This window comes from Streptomyces sp. NPDC086077 (assembly GCF_040686175.1).
Classification (GTDB): domain Bacteria; phylum Actinomycetota; class Actinomycetes; order Streptomycetales; family Streptomycetaceae; genus Streptomyces.
Genome location: NZ_JBFBJT010000031.1, coordinates 33,560 through 57,622 on the forward strand (window position 1 = coordinate 33,560; position 24,063 = coordinate 57,622).

A 24,063-nucleotide genomic window follows, 5' to 3' on the forward strand; every position below is an offset into this window, starting at 1 on the left:
ACACGGTCGACCGGGCACTCCACCAAATCGTTTCCCGTCTGCACCGGTACGACCGATATCGTCGGCCCTCGTGACCGTGATCACGTCCACCGCAGTCCACCGTCGGACGCCCGTCGCCCTGGGCGCCTGCCTGCTGTCCTTCGTGGCGTTCTGGATCGCCCAGCGGGCCGCGCACGTCTCGATGATCGATCTGATGGTGTACCGGGCCGAGGGTGCCACCGTGCGCGTCGGCGGCGACCTGTACGCCTTGCGCGCGACCGCCGCCCAACTGCCCGCCACCTACCCGCCCTTCGCCGCCCTGCTGTTCACCCCGCTGACACTCCTGGACACGGGTTCCCTGCGCACGCTGGCCACCGCCGGGAACCTCGCCCTGCTGGTGGCGTTCGTGCACCTCTCCCTGCGGCTCGTGGGGCACGCGCGCGTGGAGACCGTCTGGTGGGCCTCGGCGGCGGCCGTGTGGTGCGAGCCGGTGTGGACGACCCTGCGCTACGGCCAGGTCAACCTGCTGCTCGCCGTACTCGTCCTGTGGGACCTCACCCGGCGGCCGGGCGACCGCTGGGCGGGCGTCGGCATCGGCGTCGCGGCGGCCGTGAAACTGACCCCGGCGCTGTTCGCCGTCCTCCTGCTGGCCACCGCCGTCATGGCGCACGCAAGCGGGCGGAAGGGCCCCTGGCTGCGGCACGCGCGGCGGGCCGCGGCCGGTTTCCTCTGGGCGACGCTCCTCGCGGCGGCCGTCCTGCCGCGCGACTCCTGGCGGTTCTGGACCGACGTGGTGTTCCGGGCGGACCGGGCCGGGCACGCCGAGGAGACCGCAAACCAGGCGCTGCGCGGTGTGCTGGCCCGTCTGCTGCACACCCCCGACCCGGGGACCCTCTGGGCCGTCGCGGCGGCTCTCGTGACCGCGGCGGGGCTCGCGGTGGCGGTGCGGGCGGAGTTGCGCGGCGACCGGGCCTGGGCGGTGGCCGGCTGCGCCGTGACGGCGCTGCTCGTCAGCCCGGTGTCGTGGTCGCACCACTGGGTCTGGTGCGTGCCGCTGGTCCTGCTCCTCGCGGTCCGTGACCGGCGCGCGGCCGCCGCCGCCACGCTGCTGGTCTTCTGCTCGTACGCCCTGTGGTGGGTGCCGCACACCCCCGGCCGGCCCGAACTGCACCAGAGCCCGGCCGAGTTCGCGCTGTCGGGGCTCTATGCCGCGACCGGCTGCCTCGTCCTGGTGATCGCCGCCGCTTCCACCCGAAAGGGTCAGGCCGTCACGAACGAGTAGAACCGCTTGAGCGTGCAGTGCTCTTCGAGGAGCCGCCCGTAGATCGGCTCACCCTCCAGTTCGCGGTACGTCTCGATCGGGTCGCCTTTTATGATCAGCGCTCGTGCGCATTCCTCGCACCAGTACTGGTAGTCGGGATTCACCGGTTCCATGTCGCGGACGATCGGTGTACCACTGCCACACCAGTCGCACTTCCGCCTGTGTGCACCCATCGATCAGCTCCAGCTGTGGCCGCAGGCCGTGCACACGTAGGAGATCCCACCGTTGTCGCCGAGAACCTGCGCGACATGCGCGGAGCCGCAGGAAGGGCAGCTGAGCCGGGTGGTCGTGTCCCGTATCAACGCCGCTTCGCCAAGGAGGTGGCCGACCTCCCCGAGGATGCTCGCAGGCATCGCTACTCCCTCCCGTCGGGCCGCGCCCCCTTCCGGCCGTTTGATTCTGCCACGGCCGGACCAATACGGTCAGCGACGCCTGGGTACCAGTCCGGCCACAGGCAGCCTGGGGCGCCTCCACAGAGGTATACGCCTCGTGGGCCAGGACTGCTCAAACGTCTGAAGACGAAAAATCCCGCCCCCTGAAGGGGACGGGATTCGTCCGTGGAGCTAAGGAGAATTGAACTCCTGACCTCCTGCATGCCATGCAGGCGCTCTACCAACTGAGCTATAGCCCCTGGCCCCCACGCGGCGGAGCCGCATGGTGTTTCGCCCCGCTCGGCGGGGCGAACAAGAAGAACTTTAGCCTGCGACCTGCCGGAAAGTGAAATCCGGATGCCCGCCGTGCCCACACCGCTCAGTCGTCGTCGCCGAGCACCGGCTCCGGGAGCGTGCCGGCGTTGTGCTCCAGCAGCCGCCAGCCGCGGGCGCCCTCGCCGAGGACGGACCAGCAGCAGTTGGAGAGGCCGCCGAGGCTCTCCCAGTGGTGGGGCTCCATGCCGAGCAGGCGGCCGATGGTGGTGCGGATCGTGCCACCGTGGCTGACGACCACCAGGGTGCCGTCGTCGGGCAGCTTCTCGGCGTGCCCGAGCACGACCGGGGCGGCGCGGTCGGCCACCTCGGACTCCAGCTCGCCGCCACCGCGGCGCACCGCCTCACCGCGCTTCCACGCGGCGTACTCCTCGCCGTACCGGGCGATGATCTCGTCGTGCGTCAGGCCCTGCCAGACGCCCGCGTACGTCTCGCGCAGCGCCTCGTCGCGGTGCACCTCCAGGCCGGTGAGCGCGGCCAGCTCGGCGGCCGTGTGCGCGGCCCGCATGAGGTCGGAGGCGATGATCGCGTCAGGCCTCAGGGAGGCGAGCAGGCGGGCGGCGCGGCGGGCCTGGCCGACGCCGGCCTCGGTGAGCTCGACGTCCGTGGAGCCCTGGAAGCGGCGCTCCACGTTCCAGGAGGTCTGGCCGTGCCGCCACAGGATGATCCGGCGGCCCCGCCCCGGTTTCGCCGCGCTCACCTCACCCGTGCTGCTCACCGCCAGTCACCACCTGTCTCGGCGGCCTCCTCGGCGGCCTTCAGCCGGGCGTGCTCCTGGGCCTTGCCGCGGGTGGCCTTGGCGTCGGCGGGCAGCTCCAGCTCGGGGCAGTCCTTCCACAGCCGCTCCAGGGCGTAGAAGACGCGCTCCTCGCTGTGCTGCACGTGCACGACGATGTCGACGTAGTCGAGGAGGATCCAGCGGGAGTCCCGGTCACCCTCGCGGCGCACCGGCTTGGCGCCCAGCTCCTTCTGGAGCCGCTCCTCGATCTCGTCCACGATCGACTTGACCTGGCGGTCGTTGGGCGCGGACGCGAGCAGGAAGGCGTCCGTGATCGACAGCACATCGCTCACGTCGTAGGCGATGACGTCGTGCGCGAGCTTGTCGGCGGCCGCCTGGGCGGCGCTGTTGATGAGCTCCAGGGAACGGTCTGTTGCGGTCACTACATGGCTTTCCGTCGGCGGTCACTTGACCTCAAGGGTCTCACGGACCGCCGACGGCGCCCCACGCATTACCCGGCGGAGGCCGGCTCGTAGTCCTGGCCGAGGACCACGGAGACGTTCGCGTTGGAGGAGACCTCACCCTTGGCGACCGCGCTGTCCGGCAGGCCGAGGGTCTTGGCGACCTCGATGGCGTTCTCCTTGTCGGCGGCGTCCGCGTAGGTGACCTCGGACGCGGACCGGGCGTCGCTCGCCGCACCGGCCTCCAGGAAGGTGAAGCCGCCGTTGAGGAGCACCACGCGGGCCTTCTCCGCGTTGTCCTTCACACCGGTGGCGTTCTGCACCGAGACCCGGACGGCCGCGTCCTGGTCGGGGCTCTTCGCGGTACCGCCGAGGACGTCCTTGACCACGCTGTCGCTCGTCTCGGCGCTGAGCGTGCCGTCGGTCTGGACGGGCAGCATGGCGGTCTTGAAGTCGCCGCTCTTGGCGAGGTCGGACAGCTTCGCGAGGAAGGCGCCGAGGTCCTTGTCGGTGAGCGACGGGTCGAGGATCTGCGCCAGCGTCTGCACGGTGGTCGTGGCGGCCTGCGCGTCGGACGACACCTTGCGCAGCACCCCGTGCATGACCTGCCCGAACCGCTCCAGCTGGGCGTTCTGGGCCTCGCCGGGGGCACGGTAGGTGGCGTAGGCGACGGCCATCTTGCCGCTGAGGGTCTGGCCCTCGCCCTTGTTGACCAGCGGCGCCTCGCCCTTCTTGGCGGCCGGGTCGGGCACGTCGGCGTTGGTGTCCACCTCGACGTTGCCGACGAGGTCGACGAGGTTCTGCAGGTAGGGGGTGTCCAGGCGCCAGGTGCCCTGGATGGAGGTGCCGAGGACGGTGTCCAGGGCCTCGCGGGTGCCGGAGGAGCCGTCGTCGTCGACCGACTTCGCCAGCGTCGTCGTGCCGTCGTCGCCGGTCAGTGCGAGCGAGTTGGGCAGCAGGACGGTGGTGCCCTGCTTGGTGGTGGCGTTGTCGACGAGCAGCGCCGTGGAGGTGCCGCCGTTCTTGGTGTCGTGCAGGTGCACGACGATCACGTCCCGCTTCTGGGCCGCGGCCGACGTCGTACCGCCCTTCTTGTCCTCGGGCGTGGACACGCCGGGCAGCTTCCCGGCGTACCAGAGGTAGCCCACCCCGCCGGCGGCGACCAGCGCCAGTACGACGACCAGGGCGGTCAGGCGGCTGCGGGCGCGGCGCTTGGCCTCCTCGCGGCGCTCGGTGCGGTTCTCGGTGAACGCCAGCCAGTCGATGACGTCCTCGGAGTCCTGGTCGGGCTCCTCCACGAAGGCGAACTGCTCGGTCCGGTAGTCCCGGTCACCGGGGTCGTCGTGGCTGCCGTGACCGTCCCCGGGGCCGGGGGCGCCCTGTCCGGGCTCCTGGCGCTGCCCGGGCTCGGCCGGGCGGGCCTGCTGCGGGATGTAGGCGGTCTGCTCGGCGACGCGCGGCTGCTGACCGCTGGTGGCGGTCTGCCCGTAGGGGTCGTACCCGTCGTAGGTGTCGTACGAGGTCACGGGCGGCTGCCGGCCGGTGCCGTAGGGGTCGTAGGGCGGCACCGGCTGCTGCTGGCCGGTGGCGTACGGGTCGTAGCCGTAGCCCTGCTGCTGCGCGTAGGGGTCGTACTGCTGCTGGGCCTGCTGTGGCTGCTGCTGGGCCGGCACCTGCCGGTACACAGGCCGGCCGTACTCGTCGTAGCCGACGAGCTCGTACTGCCCGTCCCCATACCCCGCGTCGTATCGGTCGTTCACCGGTGCCCCTCTCGGCTCACTCGCCGCGGTACAGCTGTCGCTTTGCGATGTAGCGCACGACTCCGTCCGGCACCAGATACCAGACGGGGTCGCCCTTGGCGACTCTCGCACGGCAGTCCGTGGAGGAGATGGCGAGGGCGGGAACCTCGACCAACGAGACGCCACCCTCCGGAAGCCCGGCGTCGGTCAGGACATGACCCGGCCGGGTGACCCCGATGAAGTGCGCGAGGGAGAACAGCTCCTCGCTGTCGCGCCAGGTCAGGATCTGGGCGAGGGCGTCCGCGCCGGTGATGAAGAACAGGTCCGTGTCCGGATTGAGGGAGCGCAGGTCACGCAGGGTGTCCACGGTGTACGTGGGGGCCCCGCGGTCGAGGTCGATACGGCTCACCGAGAACTGCGGGTTCTCGGCGGTCGCGATGACCGTCATCAGGTAGCGGTCCTCGGCCGGGGACACACTGCGGTGGGTCTTCTGCCACGGCTGCCCGGTCGGTACGAACACCACCTCGTCGAGGTGGAACTGCGCGGCCACCTCACTGGCCGCCACCAGGTGCCCGTGGTGGATCGGGTCGAACGTCCCGCCCATGACGCCGAGGCGGCGCTTGGCCGGGGTCGACGGGCCGGTAGGCATGTCCTGCTCTCCCATGCGTGCAGACCCTACCGGCCCGGACTGTGGAGTCAGCGGTCGCGGTTGAACCGGGTGGTGATCCACAGCAGCAGCATCAGGGCGATGAACGCGCCACCGCCGGTGAGCAGGGGGTTGAGGCTCTCGTGGTTGCCGCCGTGCTCCTGGCCCTCGGCGGCGAGTGTGACCAACTGGGCAGCGGCGCTGTGGAAGCTCATCTTCGGCAGGACCTATCGCGTGTGGGCGGGATAAAGACGTCGGCTCATCGTAAGCGGGCGCCTCGGCCGCGCTCACGCCGACTCCGCCGTCGGGCAACCTTCGCGTGCCCTCAGTCGTCCTTCCGCCTGTAACCCCGAAGCAGGAACCACCCCGTCAGCACACAGCCGACGACCATCACGATCAGTACGACCCGGAGGAGATTCCCCGCTCCCTGCTCTTGAGCGGCGCTGAGCCAGTCGGTCGCGGCGATGTGGTGCATGGTGCGGGACTCCTTCGTCGTACTGCCCGACCACCGTATCTCCGCCTAGGCTGGAGCTTGCTTCGGGGGCGTACAGGAAAGCGCGGAGAAACACCGCGGAAGCGACACCGCAGAAGAAACACCAGGGCACACCGACGCACATGGGGGACCACATGTCCGACGACGGCCGTCAGCAGGGCGGGTACGAGAAGGTGCCGAGCAGGCAGCGCAGGCGCTTCCCGGACATCTCCTCGCGCGCGTACGAGCACCCGGCCGACCGCTCCGCCCTGGTCGCGCTGCGCAAGCTGAGCGGCTTCGACACGGTCTTCAAGGTCCTCAGCGGCCTGCTGCCCGAGCGGAGCCTGAGGCTGCTGTTCCTGTCGGACTCGGTGCGCGTCTCGGACCGGCAGTTCGCCCATCTCCACGACATGCTGCGGGACGCCTGCTACATCCTGGACCTGAAGAAGGTCCCGCCGATGTACGTCAACCAGGACCCGCAGCCCAACGCGATGTGCATCGGCCTGGACGAGCCGATCATCGTCGTGACCACGGGACTCGTCGAGCTGCTCGACGAGGAGGAGATGCGGGCGGTGATCGGCCACGAGGTCGGCCACGCCCTGTCCGGCCACTCCGTGTACCGCACGGTGCTGCTCTTCCTGACCAATCTCGCCCTCCGGGTCGCCTGGATCCCGCTCGGCAACGTCGCGATCATGGCGATCGTGACGGCGCTGCGCGAGTGGTTCCGCAAGTCGGAGCTGTCCGCCGACCGGGCCGGGCTGCTGGTCGGGCAGGACCTGCAGGCCTCGATGCGCGGCCTGATGAAGCTCGCCGGCGGCAACCACCTGCACGAGATGAACGTGGACGCCTTCCTGGAGCAGGCCGAGGAGTACGAGGCGGGCGGCGACCTGCGCGACTCCGTGCTGAAGATCCTCAACGTGCTGCCCCGCTCCCACCCGTTCGCCACGATCCGCGCGGCCGAGCTGAAGAAGTGGGCGGCCTCCCGCGACCACCAGCGGATCATGGACGGCCACTACCCGCGGCGCGGCGAGGACAAGGACACCTCGGTCACCGGCTCCTTCCGCGAGTCGGCGGCGAGCTACGCCGGGCAGGTGCGCAACAGCAAGGACCCGCTGATGAAGCTGGTCACGGACATCGCGGGCGGCGCCGGCGACCTCGGCAGCCGGGTGCGGCGGGGCTTCGGCGGCTTCGCGGGCGGCGGCGCGGGTCCCGGTACGGGCGGTGCGCCGGGCTCCGCGGGTGCGCCGGGCTCAGCGGGCACGGGGTCCACGGGCACGACGGGTGCCAATGGCTCCCCCGGCTCCGGTGGCCCGACCGACCCCGCGTCGAAGGAGCCGCCGCGCGACGAGGACTGAGCTCCCTCGCGCCCGTCTCCCGCCCCGCTCACGCCTTTGGCTGCGCGCTGTCCGCCAGCGTCCCGCACAGTGCCGCCGTGCCGTGCGGCGCGTACGGGTCTGTGCCGGCCGGGCCGCCCGCCCTGGCGGTCTGGCCGGCGAGCAGGGGGCGCAGGTGGTTGGTGGCGTCGTCGGCACAGGACAGCGGACCGGCTTGGAGGACCGAGCCGACCAGCTCGGCCTGGTGCAACCGCAGGTCCTCGCGGTCGAAGCGGAAGTGGAGCTCGCGCCGGACGGTGAACAGCGACGCCTCCGCCCGGTCACCGGCCTCGGCCGGTCGCAGCGCGTACACGAACGTGTGGTCCGTGGTGACCTCGAGGGTGGACGCGTCGGCCTCGGTGGCCTCCAGCGAGCCCTGCACCCGGACCTTGCGGTCGGCGAGCTCGGCCCGGGCCGGGTCGAAGCGCACCAGCCAGCCGGTGGGGGCGTGCCGGCCGTCGGCGGTCGGCAGCGCGAAGCTCTGGTCGAACTGCTCCAGTTGATCCGGGTCGAGCAGCACCCGCACGGGCCTGGTCTGCCCGCCGGTGAGCACGTCGGGGTAGAGCGAGGAGCGGACGAGGTAGTCCTTCGCCGTGGTCAGGGCGGTGACGACCTGGGCGTCGGAGAAGTTCGCGGTGCGCCGGGCCGCCGGGAGCGCGATGCCCTCGGCGCCGACGCGGAACTGGGCGGCCGGACTGTTGGCGTACAGCTGTTCGGGGTCGGTGGCGCCGGGGACCCTGCCGTGCGGGGAGAGCGGTACGACCGTCATCCGCAGCGGCTCGGCGAGCCGGGCGCCCCCCGAGCTCTGATACGGGTGCCGTACGCCCAGGTAGATGGCGGTGCCGAAGGCGACCGCGATCAGCATGACCAGGATCAGGGCCTGCCGGGACAGGCTCCGGCGCATGGGCGGGCGGCGGCGTACGGCGGGCGCGTGGTCGCCGATGCGCTCCTGCGCGGAGAACTCCTGGAGGCGGGCAGCACGTACGAACGATTCGTCGAACACGACGGATCGGTATTCGTCGTCCGCTCCGTTGTTGGGGGCGCCGTCGGGTGTCCCCTCAGGTGGTTCTCCAGGCCCGCCCATATCTTCAGAGTAGGTCTGCCGAAGCCCCGGTAAACGCCCCGCTGCACGACAACTTCTGACAGGTACTCACCAGGTCTGCGAGCCTCTGTCCGGGCCTTGCCGGGCCTTCGGCCCGGGCTCTGCCAGGTCGTCCGGCCGGGCCGCCGGATCCGGCCGCTCAGGGGGTGCGCGGGACCGCTGAGACGGCCGGCCGGGAGTAGTCGGCGGATGCTGAGGGCGCCGCCGACGCGCCGTGCTCCAGGCCGGTCGAGGCGGGCGGCGGGACCGGGTCCTGGCGGTTCGAGGAGGCACCCCTGTAGACCGCGGCGAAGGCCAGCACGACCATGCCGATGCCCATCACGAGGGCGAGCAGCCAGGCGACGGGGCGGTGCCAGCGGACCTGTTTTCCGTAGGGCCCCGCGGTGCCGTCGTGGTCGTCGAGGACGTCGAAGTCGTCCAGGTCGTCGAAGTCCGGGTCATCGAGATCGCCCGGGTCGTCGGGGCCGTACCCGTCGTCGTAGCGCTCGCCCCGGCCGCGTGCCCGGCGGGCCTCCGCCTCGGACGCCTCGGCTCTCGCCTGCGCGGCGGCCAGTAGCCGATCGACCGCGGTCGGCTCGTGCACCACGGCCGCCCGTACGAAGGCCTCGTCGAACACCACGGAGGCGAACTCTTCGTCCGACACCCCGCGGTCGTGGTCGTCGTCGGGCTCCCAGCCGTCAGGGAACGGCGTGCCCCCCACGTCCTCCGGCACGGATCCAGAGTAGACCTGGGGGGTCAATTTGGGCAGACGGTATGGAAATTCATCCGCCTGCCGGGACCTCTCCCGGCCGCGCGCGCCGGGGTCGTGCGCCTCAGCGCCGTACGTGCCCGTCACCGGTCACGATGTACTTCGTGCTGGTCAGCTCGGGCAGCCCCATCGGCCCGCGGGCGTGCAGCTTCTGCGTGGAGATGCCGATCTCGGCGCCGAAGCCGAACTGGCCGCCGTCGGTGAAACGGGTCGAGGCGTTCACCGCGACGGTGGTGGAGTCCACCAGCTGGGTGAAGCGGCGGGCGGCCTGCTGGGAGCTGGTCACGATGGCCTCGGTGTGGCCGGATGTCCACAGCCGGATGTGCTCGACGGCCTTGTCCAAGGAGTCCACGACCGCCGCGGCGATGTCGTACGACAGGTACTCCGTCTCCCAGTCCTCGGTGGTCGCCTCGACGACGGTCGCCTTGCTGTCCTTGGCGTACGCCATCACCCGCTCGTCGGCGTGCACGGTCACCCCGGCCTCGGCGAGCGCCTCCAGGGCGCGCGGCACGAACCGGTCGGCGATGTCCCGGTGCACCAGCAGCGTCTCGGCGGCGTTGCAGACGCTGACCCGCTGGGCCTTGGAGTTGATCAGGATCTCGACGGCCGTGTCGAGGTCGGCGTCGGCGTCGACGTAGACGTGGCAGTTGCCGGTGCCGGTCTCGATCACCGGGACGGTGGACTCCTGGACGACCGTCCGGATCAGCGAGGCCCCGCCGCGCGGGATCAGCACGTCGACCAGGCCGCGCGCCCGCATCAGCTCGCGCACGCTCTCGCGGCTCTCGCCGGGCACCAGCTGCACCGCGTCGGCGGGCAGACCGGCGCCGCCCACGGCGTCGCGCAGCACCCGGACGAGGGCGGTGTTCGACTCGTAGGCTGAGGCCGAGCCGCGCAGCAGGACGGCGTTGCCGGATTTCAGGCAGAGCGCGGCGGCGTCCACGGTGACGTTCGGGCGGGCCTCGTAGACGATTCCGACGACGCCGAGCGGGACCCGCACCTGGCGCAGGTCGATGCCGTTGGGGAGGGTCGAGCCCCGGACCACCTCGCCGACCGGGTCGGGCAGCGCGACGACGTCACGGACGTCGGAGGCGATGGCCCGCACACGCTCCGGGGTCAGGGCCAGCCGGTCGACGACGGCCTCGCTGGTGCCGGCCTCGCGCGCCTTGGCCACGTCCTTGGCGTTGGCCTCGACGATCTCGCTCGTACGGACCTCCAGGGCGTCCGCGACGGCGAGCAGCGCGTCGTCCTTCACGGCCCGCGGCAGCGGCGCGAGGTCGGCGGCGGCGGCCTTGGCGCGATAGGCGGCCCGGGTGACCGGGGTCATGGAGTCGTACGGCGAAAGCGTGGTCATGAGGGAAGGGTAGTGCGCCTCAGCGGCCGGTCCCCCGGCCATCCCAAACCCCGAGACAAGCGCGCAAGGCCCTCAAAAGGGGTGTACTCCGACGGGTGCCGCGGGCAGCGGTCCGTAGCCCTCGGAGATGCGCTGGTGGTAGGTGGCCCGGTCGATGACCTCCAGGCCGACGATCTCCCACGGTGGTAGCCCGGCGGTCTGCCGGTGCTCGCCCCACAGACGCAGCGCGACGGCGGCCGCGTCGTGCAGGTCGCGGGCCTCCTCCCAGTACCGGATCTCCGCGTGGTCGTCGGCGTATCTGCTGGTCAGCAGGAAGGGGTGGTCGTGGGCGAGCTGTTCCAGGGCGCGCCGGAGCTCCGGCAGCGGGGCCGCCTCGCCGGAGACGCTGAGGGTGACGTGCCACAGCCGTGGCACGTCCTCGGGCTCCTCGCCCGGGTAGCGGTCACCGGCGGCGACGCTGGTGAGGGCCCGCTCCTCGCCCGCCGGGCGGGAGGAGGCTCCACCGGCACCGCCGCGGGACGCTGCCCCAGGGCGCACTCGTCTCACGACGGCCTCCTTTACACGATGGTCGAGCAGGGGTCGAGCCATGCCCGTGCGGAATCTGCCTCTGAGACAAAGTTGAGCAGGCCCCACAGGATCGCGGGGCGGTTTTGCGGAACGTCCACCTCAGGGCGGTGGCTTTTGCGGGGCGTTCCCCCTGTTTTCGGCCGCGCGCCGGGCTGCGTCAGTGGTGCAGGATCACCAGGTCGTCCCGGTGGACGACCTCACGCTCGTAGGCGGGGCCCAGGTCACGCGCCAGCTCCCGGGTGGAGCGGCCGATCAGCTGGGGGATCTCCTTGGCGTCGAAGTTGACCAGCCCGCGCGCCACGGCGTGCCCGCTGCCGTCCCGCAGTTCGACCGGGTCTCCCGCGCTGAACTCGCCCTCGACGGCGGCGATCCCGGCCGGCAGCAGCGACGTGCGGCGTTCCACGACCGCGCGCACGGCACCGTCGTCCAGGGTGAGTGCCCCCTGCGGCGCGGAGGCGTGCTGGAGCCACAGCAGCCGGTCGGCGGAGCGCTTGCCGGTGGGGTGGAAGAACGTGCCGGTGTCCTGGCCGGTCAGCGCGTCGGCGGCGTGGATCGCGCTGGTGAGGACCACGGGGATGCCCGCGGCGGCGGCGATGCGGGCGGCCTCGACCTTGGTGACCATGCCGCCGGTGCCGACGCCGGCCTTGCCGCTGCTGCCGATCTCCACACCGGAGAGGTCCGCCGGTCCCCGTACCTCCGCTATCCGCGAGGTGCCGGGCTTGCTGGGATCGCCGTCGTACACGCCGTCCACGTCGGAGAGCAGGACCAGCAGGTCGGCGTGGACCAGATGGGCGACGAGGGCGGCGAGCCGGTCGTTGTCGCCGAAGCGGATCTCGTCGGTGGCGACGGTGTCGTTCTCGTTGACGACGGGCAGGGCGCCCATCGCGAGGAGCTTGTCCAGGGTGCGCGAGGCGTTGCGGTGGTGGGCGCGGCGGCTCATGTCGTCGGAGGTGAGCAGCACCTGGCCGACGCGGACGCCGTAACGGGCGAAGGAGGCGGTGTAGCGGGCGACGAGCAGCCCCTGGCCGACGCTGGCCGCGGCCTGCTGGCGGGCGAGGTCCCGGGGGCGGCGGCGCAGGCCCAGCGGGGCGAGTCCGGCGGCGATGGCACCTGAGGAGACCAGAACGACCTCTCTCTCACCACCGCTGCGGATCTTGGCCAGCACGTCGACGAGCGCGTCGACCCGGTCCGCGTCCAGACCCCCGGAGGCGGTGGTCAGCGAGGAGGAACCCACCTTGACGACGATCCTGCGGGCCTCGTGCACGGCCTGCCTTGCCCCTGCCACCTTGCTGTCTTTCCCCTCGCGTAGGTACGGGTGCCGGACACCGCAATCTACGCGAAGCGGATCGGCCCCCGCGCATCGGTCCAGCGTCCGGACAGGGGGACGTGACGGACAATCGGGCCCGCCGGGGCCTCCAGTTCCTCTGCCGCACCACCGTGACCCGCGGACGTGCCCCTCGGGGGCCGACGGCGCCTGCGCGGTGTGCCTAGACGGCCGGCTGTCCGGCGTCCTCCGGTTCGACCTCCTCGACGGCCCCGGCCGCGGCGCGTGACTCCTGGCCGAGGTTGCGGGTCCGTGCCTTCAGCGCCAGTTCCCCCACCGCCGTGTCGAACCGGTCGATCGCCTTCGGCTCGTCCGGGCCCAGCAGATACCGCTTCAGCTCCTTGCGGTCCTCGGCCAGCGGGTCGGCCGCCGGGTCGCGGACCGCCGCCAGCAGCCCACCCAGCTCGGCGGCGCTGTTGGTGAGGATGACCGCGGCGCGCACGGCGGTGTTCTGCCGCTTGAACTCCTCGGCGCCCAGCTCGGCCGAGTCCGTCACGGCGTACGGCTTGCCACTGGCGATGAAGTCGGAGACCACGCTGGAGATGTCGGAGACCATCGCGTCGGAGACGTTGAAGCAGTCGTACAGGCGCGGCTCGGCGCCCGTGACGACACGGTGCTCGTACGACGGGAAGGAGCGCCAGTGGGCGTCGTTCCGCTCGGCGCGCAGCCGGGCGACCTCCTGGTGCCTCGCGAGGTCGGTCATGCCCTCGCGAGTGGCATCGGCCTCGTCGCCCTTCGCCCCGCCGGTGCTGCCGGACAGTTCGGCGAGCCGGGCCTCGATCCGGGCCAGCTCGGCCTGGGCGGCGCTCAGCGCGGCGGGGTCGGCGGTGAAGGCGGGGTCGGCGGCGCGCTGCGCGGCGGCCTCGCCGACCAGGGCGGCGATCCGCCGGTGGGCGGCCTTGGCCTCGGCGCTACGGGTGCCGATGAAGGGGTGCGGTTTGTACAGCACGCGCACCGGAGGGTCGGCCGTGACCAGCCGTCGCACGATGTTCTCGCCCGCGAGGAGGATCGACGTGTTGCCCGGGTTGTCGTCCCAGCCCTCCCAGGTCGGCGCGTACAGCACGGTGGGCATGTGATCGCCCCGCCCGCCCTGCCAGGTCCGGATCGGCGCCAGCTGCGGGCGGCCCACCTCCACGATGTCCTCGTCGCGGACACCGACGTCGGCGAGAGCGTAGCGGTCGCGGCCGGCACGGCCGGCGGTCCACACCTCGTCGTACACCTTGCTGAACGGGTTGACGCTGGCCAGCTTGTCGCTGTCGCCGTGACCGATGAAGACGTGCTTCATGCTCGGGACGCGCAGCATGTGGATGTTCTTGCCGACGTTCGCCGCGTACAACGTGACCCGCACGGTGGACAGGTCCATGTTCATCAGGTGCACCCCGCCGGGCACGCAGATCACGGGGACCGTGGTGGGCGCGAGGTTCTGCAGGACGACCCGCTCCCGCAGGATGATCAGCGGCTTGGTGTCCAGCCGCTCCATGGTCTCCAGCCACATGTTGACCTGGTACGCCGAGTCCTTGGAGCCGGAGAAGTACAGCACCGTCCGTGGCCCGTACTCGCGCAGCCAGTCGTCGACCCCGGCCAGCACGGCGTCCGGACGGGTCGGCACCCGGCGCCCGCGCACGTACGGCAGCAGCGCGAGGACGTAGGCGCAGCCCAGGACCAGGGTCACGGCGATGCCCGCGAAGCCGGCCACGGCCGAGTCGGCGGCCGCGGAGATCAGCACGCCGACGACCGCGGCGAGGTCGAGGTGCAGCATCTTCTCCGCCGAGCGGTGCAGCAGACGGCGCGGCGGAGAAGCGGGGACGCGGATGCGTGACGTGAGGTCGACGTTGCGGGTGGCGACCGGAAGCCGGCGGCGGTTGCGGATCAGCGTGACCAGGGCGCCGTGCGGGGCCTGGAGCCCGTAGAAGGCGATGAAGCAGCCGACCGCGCCGTAGAAGAGCAGGTCGTTCGAGAGGGAGAGCCGGGCCAGCAGCAGCACCAGCAGCAACTGCCGGATCAGGAAACGGATCGACAGACCGGCACGGACCTTGCTGAGCCGGTTCACCAGATAGCTGCTCCGGCGGTGCAGATAGTGGTCCGCCAGGTACGTCACGGCGGCCGCGGCCGCGAAGGCGGGGACGCTCGGGGCGAGCGCGGCCAGCATGAGGCAGGGATAGCCCAGCAGCATGAGGGCCGCCGCGGCCAGCTCGGCCGCGCTGCCCACCCGGGCGACGCGTATAGCGGTGGAGATCACGAAGAACCTGCTCTGTCGGGAGGGGCCGGTCTTGGTCGACGGTTCCGTACGGCTACCGGTGGGCGATCACGCCACGTTGTCCTGCCGGTCCAGGACACTGGCCAGCGCCTGCTCGAAACCGGAGGCCGTGACGGCACTCGCCGTCGGGTCCTGCTGGCGGACGTCGATGACATGGCCGGTCAGCTCGGACAGCAGCACGTCGAGCGAGGTACGCGCCACCGCCTCGGAGGAGAGCAGCGAGTTCGCGGGCTCGTCGCCGAAGGCCTTGGTGCGCATCGGGGTCGCGGTGCGCTCGGGGTTGACGCAGTTGACGCGGATGCCGTCGCCGGCCCACTCGTCGGACAGGGCCTGGGTGAGGTTCACCATGGCGGCCTTGGTCGAGGAGTAGAGGGAGTACTCGGCGCGGCCGCGGGTGTAGCTGCTGGAGGTGTAGAGCAGCAACTGCCCCCCGGTCTCGGCCAGGTACTTGTACGCCGAGCGCGCGATCTGGACCGGCGCCAGGTAGTTGACCTTCAGCGCCTCCTCGATGGTGGCGTTCTCGGTCTCGGCCAGCCTGCCGATGCGCAGCACACCGGCGGTGTTGACGACGTAGTCGATGCGCCCGGTCTCGGCGTAGGCCTGGGACAGCGCGTCGTCGACCTCCTGCGGGTTCTCGACGTGCGTGCCGGTGGTGGAGCGGCCGAGTGCGTAGACGTGCGCGCCGTAGGACTCGGTGAGTTCGGCGATGTCCTTGCCGATGCCGTACGAGCCGCCGAAGACGACGACGGTCTTGCCGGTGAGCAGCTCGCGGTAGCCGTTCTCGCCGATCTGCTCGGGCGCGGCCGTGGTGCCCAGCTGGAACAGCTTGTCGGCGATGAAGACGTCAACCGGCTGGGTGACCTTCATGTTGTACTCGTCACCCGCGACGACATGGATCGGCACTTGCGGCAGGTAGCGCAGCACGACCGAGCAGTCGTCCGTGGCCTGGAAGTTGGGGTCGTCCGCCGCGACCTCGTAGGCCCGCTTGATCGTGGAAAGCTTGAAGGCCTGCGGGGTCTGACCGCGGCGCAGCCGGGCGCGGTCGGGGATCTCGGTGATGAACTCGCCGTCCTCGCCGTGCGTCCGTGTGACGATGATGGTGTCGGCGGACGGGATGGCGACGTCCACGGCCTGGTACCGGTCGAGCGCGCCCACGCAGTCGTCGATGACGCGCTGCGACAGCAGCGGGCGTACGGCGTCGTGGAACAGGACGTTGAGGTCCTCGCCGTCGGCCAGGCCCGCGCCCAGCGCCGCGATGGCACGCTCGGTCGTCTCGTTGCGCGAGGATCCGCCCTCGATGACACGGGAGACCTTTTCGAACCCGGCCCTGGCGACGATCTTCTCGACGTCGGGCACATAGCCCGGTGTCATCAGCACGATGACGTCGTCGATGGAGTCGGCGTTCTCGAAGGTGGTCAGGGTGTGCTCGATGACTGCCTTGCCGGCGATCTTCAGCAACTGCTTGGGGATCGACAGACCCACGCGCTGACCGGTACCACCGGCCAGGATCACTGCGGTGGTTCGGGGCTTGGCTATGTGCTGTGACACAGGTGACCTACCTTTGGCGACTGGGAACTTGCAAAGGGTCCCACTTGCGGTTACCGCTGTGCAAGGCGAGGGACGACGGCCGAAAACGTACACGCAACCCGCCATTCACCTTGCACTACTGGCAGCCCCGCGGGACGTTCCGTGGACAGGCGTGCAAATGCTGTGAGTTACTGCACAATTGGTTTGGATTGCTGGATGACGCGCGGGTTCCGCGTAAGTAACACACTGTCGACGCGGCGCCGCCGGAGCCGTTTCACGCCGCGCTGTCCGAGGACCTTCACCAATTCTCTGTAAGACGTTCGGTGCACCGTACGCGACATGGCGGCGCCGCGCACCGGCGCGCGGCACCGCGGCCGCCCAGGCGGGAGACGTGGCTCACCATGCGACTGCGGCGGCCTCCGGAACCCGTCGCGGAGTGCAGATCTTCACATCCCGCGAATAAGGAGCGCACGCGTTCTTCATATGCGTCACGGCTTCATTGCCGACGAGCCCGGAAGGCGGCTCGCCGGGCAGCCCATTTCCCCGGAATTCCCTGCCGGGATTCCTCAGGATTTCGGTCCCGGCGAGCGTAAGTGAGCGATTCGCCGTGTCCGCGACGGGCTGCGACGACTTCTCCGGAAGGCCGAGGAGTGTCTCGAACATACCCATCGGGCCGTCCCGTCCAGGTCGTTCACAATCACAACGGTGACCCGCTCCGGCATCTGACCCGGGGTTATTTCCTCAACCCGTGAGGTGTCAGACCACCCGTACCCCGGGCCGTCCGGCGTCGACCCGCAGGCGCGCCAGTGTGCTCGGCGTCGCCCGCGGCCCGAGCACGGTGTCGACGATCCTCACCCGCGCGTCGCTGCCGTCCTGACGGTCGCCGACGAACTCGGCGCCGACGACCGCGGAGGCCGGGTCGGCGAAGTCCTTCCTTGAGGTCGGCGACCACCGTGAAAGCTTCCAGTGCGGGTTGTCCGGCATGCGCGGGTCCCACTCCTAGATGCCGATCACCGGTGAGCACCACCGGATTGCCGGGGCGGAGGCGGGCGGCGCCGACAGGGAGACCACGTCCGAGCGAGGTCGACAGCGGTGGCGGGTCTGGTCAACTTCGGGCATCCTGCGGAACTCCCTTGCCACAGCGGCCTCTTGGTCGCTTCGGAAGCTCAACGGCCGGTCAGGCCGCCCGCTGAACACAGAGAGGCGCGTACATGACAAATGGGCGGACAGGAAGAGACCCGTTGCGGCAGAGAGACGGCGCGTGAAACGCCACCTTGCCCCAACGGGTCCCACGGACCGTCGGGCGGCCGCCGCCGGAGCGGCCGCCACTCAGCCTAGAACGGCTCGAAGTCGTCGAACTCCTGTTGGAGCTCGTCACGTTCGGCCTGCCGGTCGCGGCGCCGGTGCACGGCGGGGCGCTGCTCCTCGAAGCGGTGGTCCTCGCCACGGCGGCCCAGCATCTCCGCACCGGCCATGACGGTCGGCTCCCAGTCGAACACCACGGCGTTGTCCTCGGGACCGATGGCCACGCCGTCCCCGTTCCGGGCGCCGGCCTTGACCAGCTGATCCTCCACGCCGAGCCGGTTGAGCCGGTCGGCGAGATAGCCGACCGCCTCATCGTTGCTGAAGTCGGTCTGCCGCACCCAGCGCTCCGGCTTCTCGCCACGCACCCGGAACAGCCCGTCCTCCTCGCGCACCACGGTGAAGCCCGCGTCGTCCACGGCCTTGGGCCGGATGACGATCCGCGTCGACTCCTCCTTGGGCCGGGCGGCACGCGCCTGCGCCACCAGCTCGGCCAGCGCGTACGACAGTTCCTTCAGCCCCGTCCGCGCCACCGCCGACACCGTGAAGACGCGGTAGCCGCGCGCCTCCAGGTCCGGCCGCACGATCTCGGCGAGGTCGTTGCCGTCCGGCACGTCGATCTTGTTCATGACGACGATGCGCGGCCGGTTGTCGAGACCGCCGTACTCCCGCAGCTCCGCCTCGATGACGTCCAGGTCGGAGACGGGGTCACGGTCGGACTCCAGGGTGGCGGTGTCCAGCACGTGCACCAGCACACTGCACCGCTCCACGTGCCGCAGGAACTCCAGGCCCAGCCCCTTGCCCTGGCTGGCGCCGGGGATGAGACCGGGGACGTCGGCGATGGTGTAGACGGTGGAACCGGCGGTGACGACACCGAGGTTCGGCACGAGCGTGGTGAACGGGTAGTCGGCGATCTTCGGCTTGGCGGCGCTGAGCACGGAGATCAGCGAGGACTTGCCGGCGCTCGGGTACCCCACGAGCGCCACGTCGGCGACGGTCTTGAGTTCCAGCACGACGTCCTGGAGATCGCCCGGCTCACCGAGCAGCGCGAACCCGGGCGCCTTGCGCCGGGCCGAGGCCAGCGCGGCGTTGCCGAGCCCGCCCCGGCCGCCCTGCGCGGCGACGAAGGAGGTGCCGTGCCCGACCAGGTCGGCGAGGACGTTGCCCGCCTTGTCCAGCACCACGGTGCCGTCCGGCACCGGCAGCACCAGGTCCTGGCCGTCCTTGCCGGAGCGGTTGCCGCCCTCGCCGGGCTTGCCGTTGGTGGCCTTGCGGTGCGGGGAGTGGTGGTAGTCGAGCAGCGTGGTGATCGACTGGTCGACGACGAGGATCACGTCCCCACCGCGCCCGCCGTTGCCGCCGTCGGGTCCGCCGAGCGGCTTGAACTTCTCACGGTGGACGGAGGCACAGCCGTGGCCTCCGTTACCCGCGGCGACATGCAGTTCGACGCGGTCCACGAAGGTGGTCATGGTGCGGTGCCTCCAGTTACGTGCGGGAATGTCTTTTGTACAACACGCGAAAGGCGGACCCGCTTCCCCGGAGGGAAGTGAGGCCCGCCTCGCGAAAGCTTCCGATCAGGCGACCGGAACGATGTTCACGACCTTGCGGCCACGGTGGGTACCGAACTCCACCGAACCGGCCTGCAGCGCGAACAGCGTGTCGTCGCCGCCACGGCCGACGCCGGCGCCGGGGTGGAAGTGCGTGCCACGCTGGCGGACCAGGATCTCGCCCGCGCTGACGACCTGACCGCCGAAGCGCTTCACGCCGAGGCGCTGAGCGTTGGAGTCACGACCGTTACGGGTGGACGATGCGCCCTTCTTGTGTGCCATCTCTCCTCAGTCCCTTACTTCGCAGCCGCGGGGATCTCAGTGACCTTGATCGCCGTGTACTGCTGGCGGTGGCCCTGACGACGGCGGTAGCCGGTCTTGTTCTTGTAGCGCAGAATGTCGATCTTCTGGCCCTTGTGGTGGTCCACGACCTCGGCCTGGACCTTGATGCCGGCCAGCACCCACGGGTCGCTGGTCACAGCATCGCCGTCGACAACGAGCAGGGTCGAGAGCTCGACCGTGTCGCCAACCTTGGCAGTGGAAATCTTGTCAACCTCAACGATGTCGCCGACAGCAACCTTGTGCTGGCGACCACCGCTGCGCACGATGGCGTACATGCGGATCTCACTCTCTCGCTCGGGAACGGCACCCCCGCAGTCCAGCCGCGACAGGCGAAGCGGCCTCTCCGAAGCGCCCGGCGCTCCGGAGGAAGAGGTTTACGGGGATGTGGCATGCCACTCGACACGCCGACGGCCAAGATTACGGGGCCCGGCTTGAGGGGTCAAACCGGGCCCCCTGGGACGCCGCTCCGGATCAGTTGGCGCGCCTCACGTCCGCAAGGCATGCGGAGCGAAAGCCTGGATGTCGCCCATCGCGTCCTCGGCACGGCAGCCGAGCGAGACACTCGAGCAGGAGCGCCTCGACCTAGGTGTGGGCGTCCTCGACCGTGAGGTCGTGCGTGCGTCGGCGCTCGTCGAAGGCGCGGGTGGCCGTGAGGGTGACCGACTCGCCGTCCGCGGTGTGCAGACGCATGCCCGGCCTCAGATCTCCGGCCTCGATCCACGCCTGCTCCGTGCCGAGCGGAGAAGGATCACAGGGACCTCCACATCTCACGCATGGCGTGGCCATCTCCCTCGTCGCGGTCGCACGCGGCACACAAGAGCGCGGGGCACCCCGACCCTCGGGGTGCCCCGCGCTCGACCGCTGTGTGAAGGGCCGGTCAGTCCTCCGTCGAGACCGACACGGTCGGCTGCGACTGCTCGGCCGCCGCCGTCTTCTTCGACGTCGCCTTGGTGGCCTTGACGGCGGTCGCCTTGGTGGTGGACTTCGCCGCCGTCTTCTTGGCCGTCGCCTTCTTCGCGACCGTCTTCTTGGCCGCTGTCTTCTTGGTGGCGGCCTTCTTCGCCGTGGCCTTCTTCGCCGTCTTGCGGGCCGTCTTCCTGGCCGGGGCGGACTCCTCGTCGCCCTCACCCTCGTGGACGGCCTCGGCGGCGGCCGCCCTGGCCTCCACGAGGGCCTGCTCGGCCTCGTGGGCGGCCTGCTCCGCGACCGGCTCCTGCGTCTCCGCCGACGGGACGACCAGCACGGCCGCCTCCTCCGGCGCGGTCGGCGCGGTGGCCTTGCGGACCGCACGGCGGCGCGGACGGGCCGGGGCGGCTGCCTCGGCGGGCGCCTCGGCCTGCTCCGGCTGCGCCGGGACAGGCTCCTGCGCGGCCTCCGGCGTCTCCGGCACGGCCGGCGCGGTCTCGGCGATCGTCACCACAGCCGTCTCGGCCGACGCCGACGCGGGCGCCCCGGCCGGTGCGCTCACCTTGCGGGTGGCGCGACGGCGCGTACGGCCCTTGGGCGCGGTCTCCTCGGCGGGAGCCTCCGCCGGGGCGGCCTCGACCACCGGGTCCTCGACGGCCATCGGCTCCGCGTGTGCCGCGGCGGCCGGCTCCGGCTGCACCGGACGGGCGGCCTCCTCCTCGACCGTCACGTCCTGAGCCGTGGGCACCGGCAGGCCGGCCTCGCTCTTCGGCGCGGGCGCGCCCGCCGGAGCGGACGCCCGACGGCTCGACCGGCGGCGCGAACGACCACGCGACGCGGCGGCCTCGGCCTCGGCGACGCTGCTGTACAGCTCCTCGTCCGGCGCGAACTCCGGCGACGCCAGCGCCACCGGCTCGGCGACCTCGGCGGCGACCTCGGACTCGGTCTCCGCCTCCTCCTCCGCGGTCCCGCCGGCCACCACCTCGTGCGTGTGCTCCGGGTGCTCGGCACCGGCCCGCGCGCGCTTCTTGCGCTTGCCGCCGCCACCGCTCGCCGTCGGCTGCTCCAGGTGCACGATGACGCCGCGGCCGTTGCAGTGGACGCAGGTCTCGGAGAACGACTCCAGCAGACCCTGGCCGACCCGCTTGCGGGTCATCTGGACCAGGCCCAGCGAGGTCACCTCGGCGACCTGGTGCTTCGTACGGTCCCGGCCCAGGCACTCCAGCAGGCGCCGCAGCACCAGGTCCCGGTTGGACTCCAGCACCATGTCGATGAAGTCGATGACGATGATGCCGCCGAGGTCGCGCAGCCGCAGCTGGCGGACGATCTCCTCGGCCGCCTCCAGGTTGTTCCTGGTGACCGTCTCCTCCAGGTTGCCGCCCTGGCCGGTGAACTTGCCGGTGTTGACGTCGACGACGACCATCGCCTCGGTCCGGTCGATCACCAGCGAACCGCCGCTGGGCAGCCAGACCTTGCGGTCCAGCGCCTTGGCGAGCTGCTCGTCGATCCGGTACGTCGCGAAGACGTCGACCTCGGAGGTCCACTTCGACAGCCGTCCGGCCAGGTCGGGCGCGACGTGCGCGACGTAGCCGTGGATGGTCCCCCAGGCGTCCTCGCCGCTGACGACGACCTTGGAGAAGTCCTCGTTGAAGATGTCGCGCACGACACGGACGGTCATGTCCGGCTCGCCGTACAGCAGAGTCGGCGCGTTGCCGTTCTTGGCCTTCTTCTGGATCTCCTCCCACTGCGCCTGGAGCCGCTCGACGTCCCGGCGCAGCTCGTCCTCGCTCGCGCCCTCGGCCGCGGTGCGCACGATGACGCCCGCGTCCTCGGGGACGATCTTCTTGAGGATGGTCTTCAGCCGGGCCCGCTCGGTGTCGGGCAGCTTGCGGCTGATGCCGGTCATCGAGCCCTCGGGCACGTACACGAGGTAGCGGCCCGGGAGGGAGACCTGGCTGGTCAGACGCGCGCCCTTGTGCCCGATGGGGTCCTTCGTGACCTGCACGAGCACGGACTGGCCGGACTTCAGTGCGGACTCGATGCGGCGCGGCCCGTTGGCCATGCCCAGCGCCTCGAAGTTGACCTCGCCTGCGTAGAGGACCGCGTTGCGGCCCTTGCCGATGTCGATGAAGGCGGCCTCCATCGACGGCAGCACGTTCTGCACCTTGCCGAGGTAGACGTTGCCGACGTACGAGGTCGACTGCTCCTTGTTGACGTAGTGCTCGACGAGCACGCCGTCCTCCAGGACACCGATCTGCGTACGGTCGCCGTGCTGGCGGACGACCATCACGCGCTCGACGGCCTCGCGGCGGGCCAGGAACTCGGCCTCGGTGATGATCGGAACCCGGCGGCGGCCCTGCTCACGGCCCTCACGGCGGCGCTGCTTCTTCGCCTCCAGTCGCGTGGAGCCCTTGATGGACTGCACCTCGTCGGACGGCTCGGCACCCTTCTCCCGCAGCGGCCGCGGCTCGCGGACCTTGACGACCGTGCGCTCGGGGTCGTCGGCGGACGGCTCGGTGTCCGGGCCGCTGTCGCCGGCCCGGCGACGACGGCGGCGGCGACGGCGGCTGGAGGACGAACCCCCCAGGTCTCCGCCGGCGCGGTCGTCCTCGTCGGCGTCCTCGTCGATCTGCTCGGCGGTGTCCTCGGCGTCCTGCGCTGCCTGCTCGGCGGCGAGTTCGTCGCCGTCACCGTCGGCGAAGTCACCGGACTCGCCCCGACGGCGGCGCCGGCCACCCCGGCGGCGGCGGCGACGGGACCCGGTCTCCTCGCCCTCGTCGTCCTCGACGGTGTTCTCGGGGCCCTCCTCGGGCTCCTCCACCTCGTCGTCCACGGCGGTCTCGACGGCCTGCGTCTCGGGCTCCTCCGCGGGTCCGGCAGCCCGGCGCCGGCGGCGACGCCGCGACCCGGTCGGCTCCTCGGGGAACTCCTCGGCCTCGGGGGCCTCCTCCGCCGCCTCGGCGGCGGCTTCGGCGGCGGCCCGCTCGGGCGTCTGGAACCTCGGCTCGGTGAACACCGGCGGCTGGAACACCGCGACCGCGGGCCGCGCCGGCGGACGCAGTGCGTCGCCCTCGCCGGACCCGGACTGCGCGGGCGCGGCGAACCCGGTCGCCGCCTTGCGCACGACCCGTCGCCGCGCACGACGCGTGGCACCACCCTGTTCGGCGGCGCCCTCGGCCTCGGCGGGCTCGGCGGGCTCGGTCACGGCGGGCTGCTCGGCCCGCGCGGGCTCGACGGATTCCGCGACGGCGGCCTCGGCGGCCGCCTCGGCGGCGGCACCCCGGCGGCGGCGCGTACGACGCGGCGCGGCGGCCTCGTCGGCCTGCTCACCGTCGACCTCGACGCCCTGCTCAGCGGCGGTCTCGACGGTCTCGTCCGCGGCGGTCGCGGCCGTCTCGGCGGGCGCCGTCACCCGGCGCGTGGCCCGGCGACGGGCGCGACGCGGAGCGGCTTCGTCGGTCGCCTCGCTCTCCTCGGCGGCGGCGATCCCTGCCGATGCCTCGGTGGCGGGTACGACGTCATCCTGCTGCGCGGTTCCGGCATCGGCCGGGGTCTCGGTCGGCGCCGAGACCCGGCGGGTCGCCCGGCGGCGGGTGCGCCCGGCGGGCGCGGCCTCCTCGACCGGCGCGGACTCCTCGGCGGCGGCACCGGCGGCGGGCACCTCGGCGCTCACGGAC

General features: G+C 71.4%; 22 protein-coding genes and 1 tRNA gene. 2 read left to right on the plus strand and 21 right to left on the minus strand.

All coding sequences use genetic code 11. The annotated features are described in order from the left end of the window. The first annotated feature begins 70 nt into the window (after positions 1-70). Positions 71-1,261 (plus strand): glycosyltransferase 87 family protein, encoded by a 1,191-nt coding sequence (locus tag AB0O67_RS12155; protein ID WP_365448924.1) that lies wholly within the window; start codon positions 71-73, stop codon positions 1,259-1,261. On the opposite strand, the gene AB0O67_RS12160 is transcribed toward AB0O67_RS12155, so the two are convergent. From AB0O67_RS12160 to AB0O67_RS12200, 9 genes are all read right to left on the minus strand, one after another. After that, positions 1,240-1,473 (minus strand): hypothetical protein, encoded by a 234-nt coding sequence (locus AB0O67_RS12160; RefSeq protein WP_003976229.1) that lies wholly within the window; start codon positions 1,471-1,473, stop codon positions 1,240-1,242. The genes AB0O67_RS12155 and AB0O67_RS12160 overlap by 22 nt on opposite strands. Positions 1,474-1,476: 3 nt before the next feature. After that, entirely contained in the window at positions 1,477-1,653 is a 177-nt protein-coding gene (locus AB0O67_RS12165) for a hypothetical protein (protein WP_189698385.1), read from the minus strand. Between the two features lie 205 nt (positions 1,654-1,858). Next, positions 1,859-1,931: transfer RNA gene (locus AB0O67_RS12170), tRNA-Ala, on the minus strand. A 119-nt stretch (positions 1,932-2,050) separates the two neighbouring features. After that, a complete protein-coding gene (locus AB0O67_RS12175) occupies positions 2,051-2,728 on the minus strand; it encodes a histidine phosphatase family protein (protein ID WP_365448955.1) in 678 nt (225 codons plus the stop codon). Then, positions 2,719-3,165, minus strand: coding sequence for a ribosome silencing factor (gene rsfS, locus AB0O67_RS12180; protein WP_365448926.1), 447 nt, complete (start codon positions 3,163-3,165; stop codon positions 2,719-2,721). Before rsfS ends, AB0O67_RS12175 begins: the two co-directional genes overlap by 10 nt. A 68-nt stretch (positions 3,166-3,233) precedes the next feature. Then, complete coding sequence (locus AB0O67_RS12185; protein ID WP_365448928.1) at positions 3,234-4,943, minus strand: LytR C-terminal domain-containing protein; 1,710 nt, start codon at positions 4,941-4,943, stop codon at positions 3,234-3,236. A gap of 16 nt (positions 4,944-4,959) precedes the next feature. Then, positions 4,960-5,586, minus strand: coding sequence for a nicotinate-nucleotide adenylyltransferase (gene nadD / locus AB0O67_RS12190; protein WP_365448930.1), 627 nt, complete (start codon positions 5,584-5,586; stop codon positions 4,960-4,962). A 32-nt stretch (positions 5,587-5,618) separates the two neighbouring features. Further along, on the minus strand, positions 5,619-5,783 hold the full coding sequence (locus tag AB0O67_RS12195; RefSeq protein ID WP_218515539.1) for a hypothetical protein: 165 nt from the start codon (positions 5,781-5,783) through the stop codon (positions 5,619-5,621). A 110-nt stretch (positions 5,784-5,893) separates the two neighbouring features. Continuing rightward, positions 5,894-6,043 carry a hypothetical protein gene (locus AB0O67_RS12200; protein WP_365448932.1) on the minus strand — a complete coding sequence of 50 codons (150 nt, stop codon included), beginning with the start codon at positions 6,041-6,043 and terminating at the stop codon, positions 5,894-5,896. A 152-nt stretch (positions 6,044-6,195) separates the two neighbouring features. Here AB0O67_RS12200 and AB0O67_RS12205 point away from each other — a divergent pair, with 152 nt between their 5' ends. Next, positions 6,196-7,395, plus strand: a complete 1,200-nt coding sequence (locus AB0O67_RS12205; protein WP_365448957.1) for a M48 family metallopeptidase — start codon at positions 6,196-6,198, stop codon at positions 7,393-7,395. Between the two features lie 28 nt (positions 7,396-7,423). On the opposite strand, the gene AB0O67_RS12210 is transcribed toward AB0O67_RS12205, so the two are convergent. From AB0O67_RS12210 to AB0O67_RS12265, 12 genes are all read right to left on the minus strand, one after another. Then, a complete protein-coding gene (locus AB0O67_RS12210) occupies positions 7,424-8,497 on the minus strand; it encodes a hypothetical protein (RefSeq protein ID WP_365448934.1) in 1,074 nt (357 codons plus the stop codon). Between the two features lie 157 nt (positions 8,498-8,654). Next, positions 8,655-9,254, minus strand: coding sequence for a hypothetical protein (locus tag AB0O67_RS12215; protein WP_365448936.1), 600 nt, complete (start codon positions 9,252-9,254; stop codon positions 8,655-8,657). 73 nt (positions 9,255-9,327) lie between these two features. Then, positions 9,328-10,614 (minus strand): glutamate-5-semialdehyde dehydrogenase, encoded by a 1,287-nt coding sequence (locus tag AB0O67_RS12220; RefSeq protein WP_365448938.1) that lies wholly within the window; start codon positions 10,612-10,614, stop codon positions 9,328-9,330. Positions 10,615-10,686: 72 nt separating this feature from the next. Beyond that, a complete protein-coding gene (locus tag AB0O67_RS12225) occupies positions 10,687-11,160 on the minus strand; it encodes a hypothetical protein (RefSeq protein WP_365448940.1) in 474 nt (157 codons plus the stop codon). 178 nt (positions 11,161-11,338) lie between these two features. Further along, positions 11,339-12,445, minus strand: a complete 1,107-nt coding sequence (gene proB / locus AB0O67_RS12230) for a glutamate 5-kinase (RefSeq protein ID WP_365448959.1) — start codon at positions 12,443-12,445, stop codon at positions 11,339-11,341. A gap of 223 nt (positions 12,446-12,668) precedes the next feature. Beyond that, positions 12,669-14,744 (minus strand): hypothetical protein, encoded by a 2,076-nt coding sequence (locus AB0O67_RS12235; protein ID WP_365448942.1) that lies wholly within the window; start codon positions 14,742-14,744, stop codon positions 12,669-12,671. A 66-nt stretch (positions 14,745-14,810) separates the two neighbouring features. Further along, positions 14,811-16,310, minus strand: a complete 1,500-nt coding sequence (locus AB0O67_RS12240; protein ID WP_365448944.1) for a bifunctional cytidylyltransferase/SDR family oxidoreductase — start codon at positions 16,308-16,310, stop codon at positions 14,811-14,813. A 735-nt stretch (positions 16,311-17,045) separates the two neighbouring features. Next, on the minus strand, positions 17,046-17,273 hold the full coding sequence (locus AB0O67_RS12245; protein WP_365448946.1) for a hypothetical protein: 228 nt from the start codon (positions 17,271-17,273) through the stop codon (positions 17,046-17,048). Between the two features lie 350 nt (positions 17,274-17,623). Continuing rightward, entirely contained in the window at positions 17,624-19,060 is a 1,437-nt protein-coding gene (gene obgE / locus AB0O67_RS12250) for a GTPase ObgE (RefSeq protein WP_365448948.1), read from the minus strand. Positions 19,061-19,165: 105 nt separating this feature from the next. Next, the gene (rpmA, locus tag AB0O67_RS12255) at positions 19,166-19,420 is read right to left on the minus strand and encodes a 50S ribosomal protein L27 (RefSeq protein ID WP_365448950.1); all 255 of its coding nucleotides are present in this window, start codon (positions 19,418-19,420) and stop codon (positions 19,166-19,168) included. Positions 19,421-19,434: 14 nt separating this feature from the next. Continuing rightward, complete coding sequence (rplU, locus tag AB0O67_RS12260; protein WP_004931419.1) at positions 19,435-19,755, minus strand: 50S ribosomal protein L21; 321 nt, start codon at positions 19,753-19,755, stop codon at positions 19,435-19,437. Between the two features lie 602 nt (positions 19,756-20,357). Then, the coding region (locus AB0O67_RS12265; protein WP_365448953.1) for an Rne/Rng family ribonuclease at positions 20,358-24,063 on the minus strand (3,706 nt) is incomplete at its 5' end.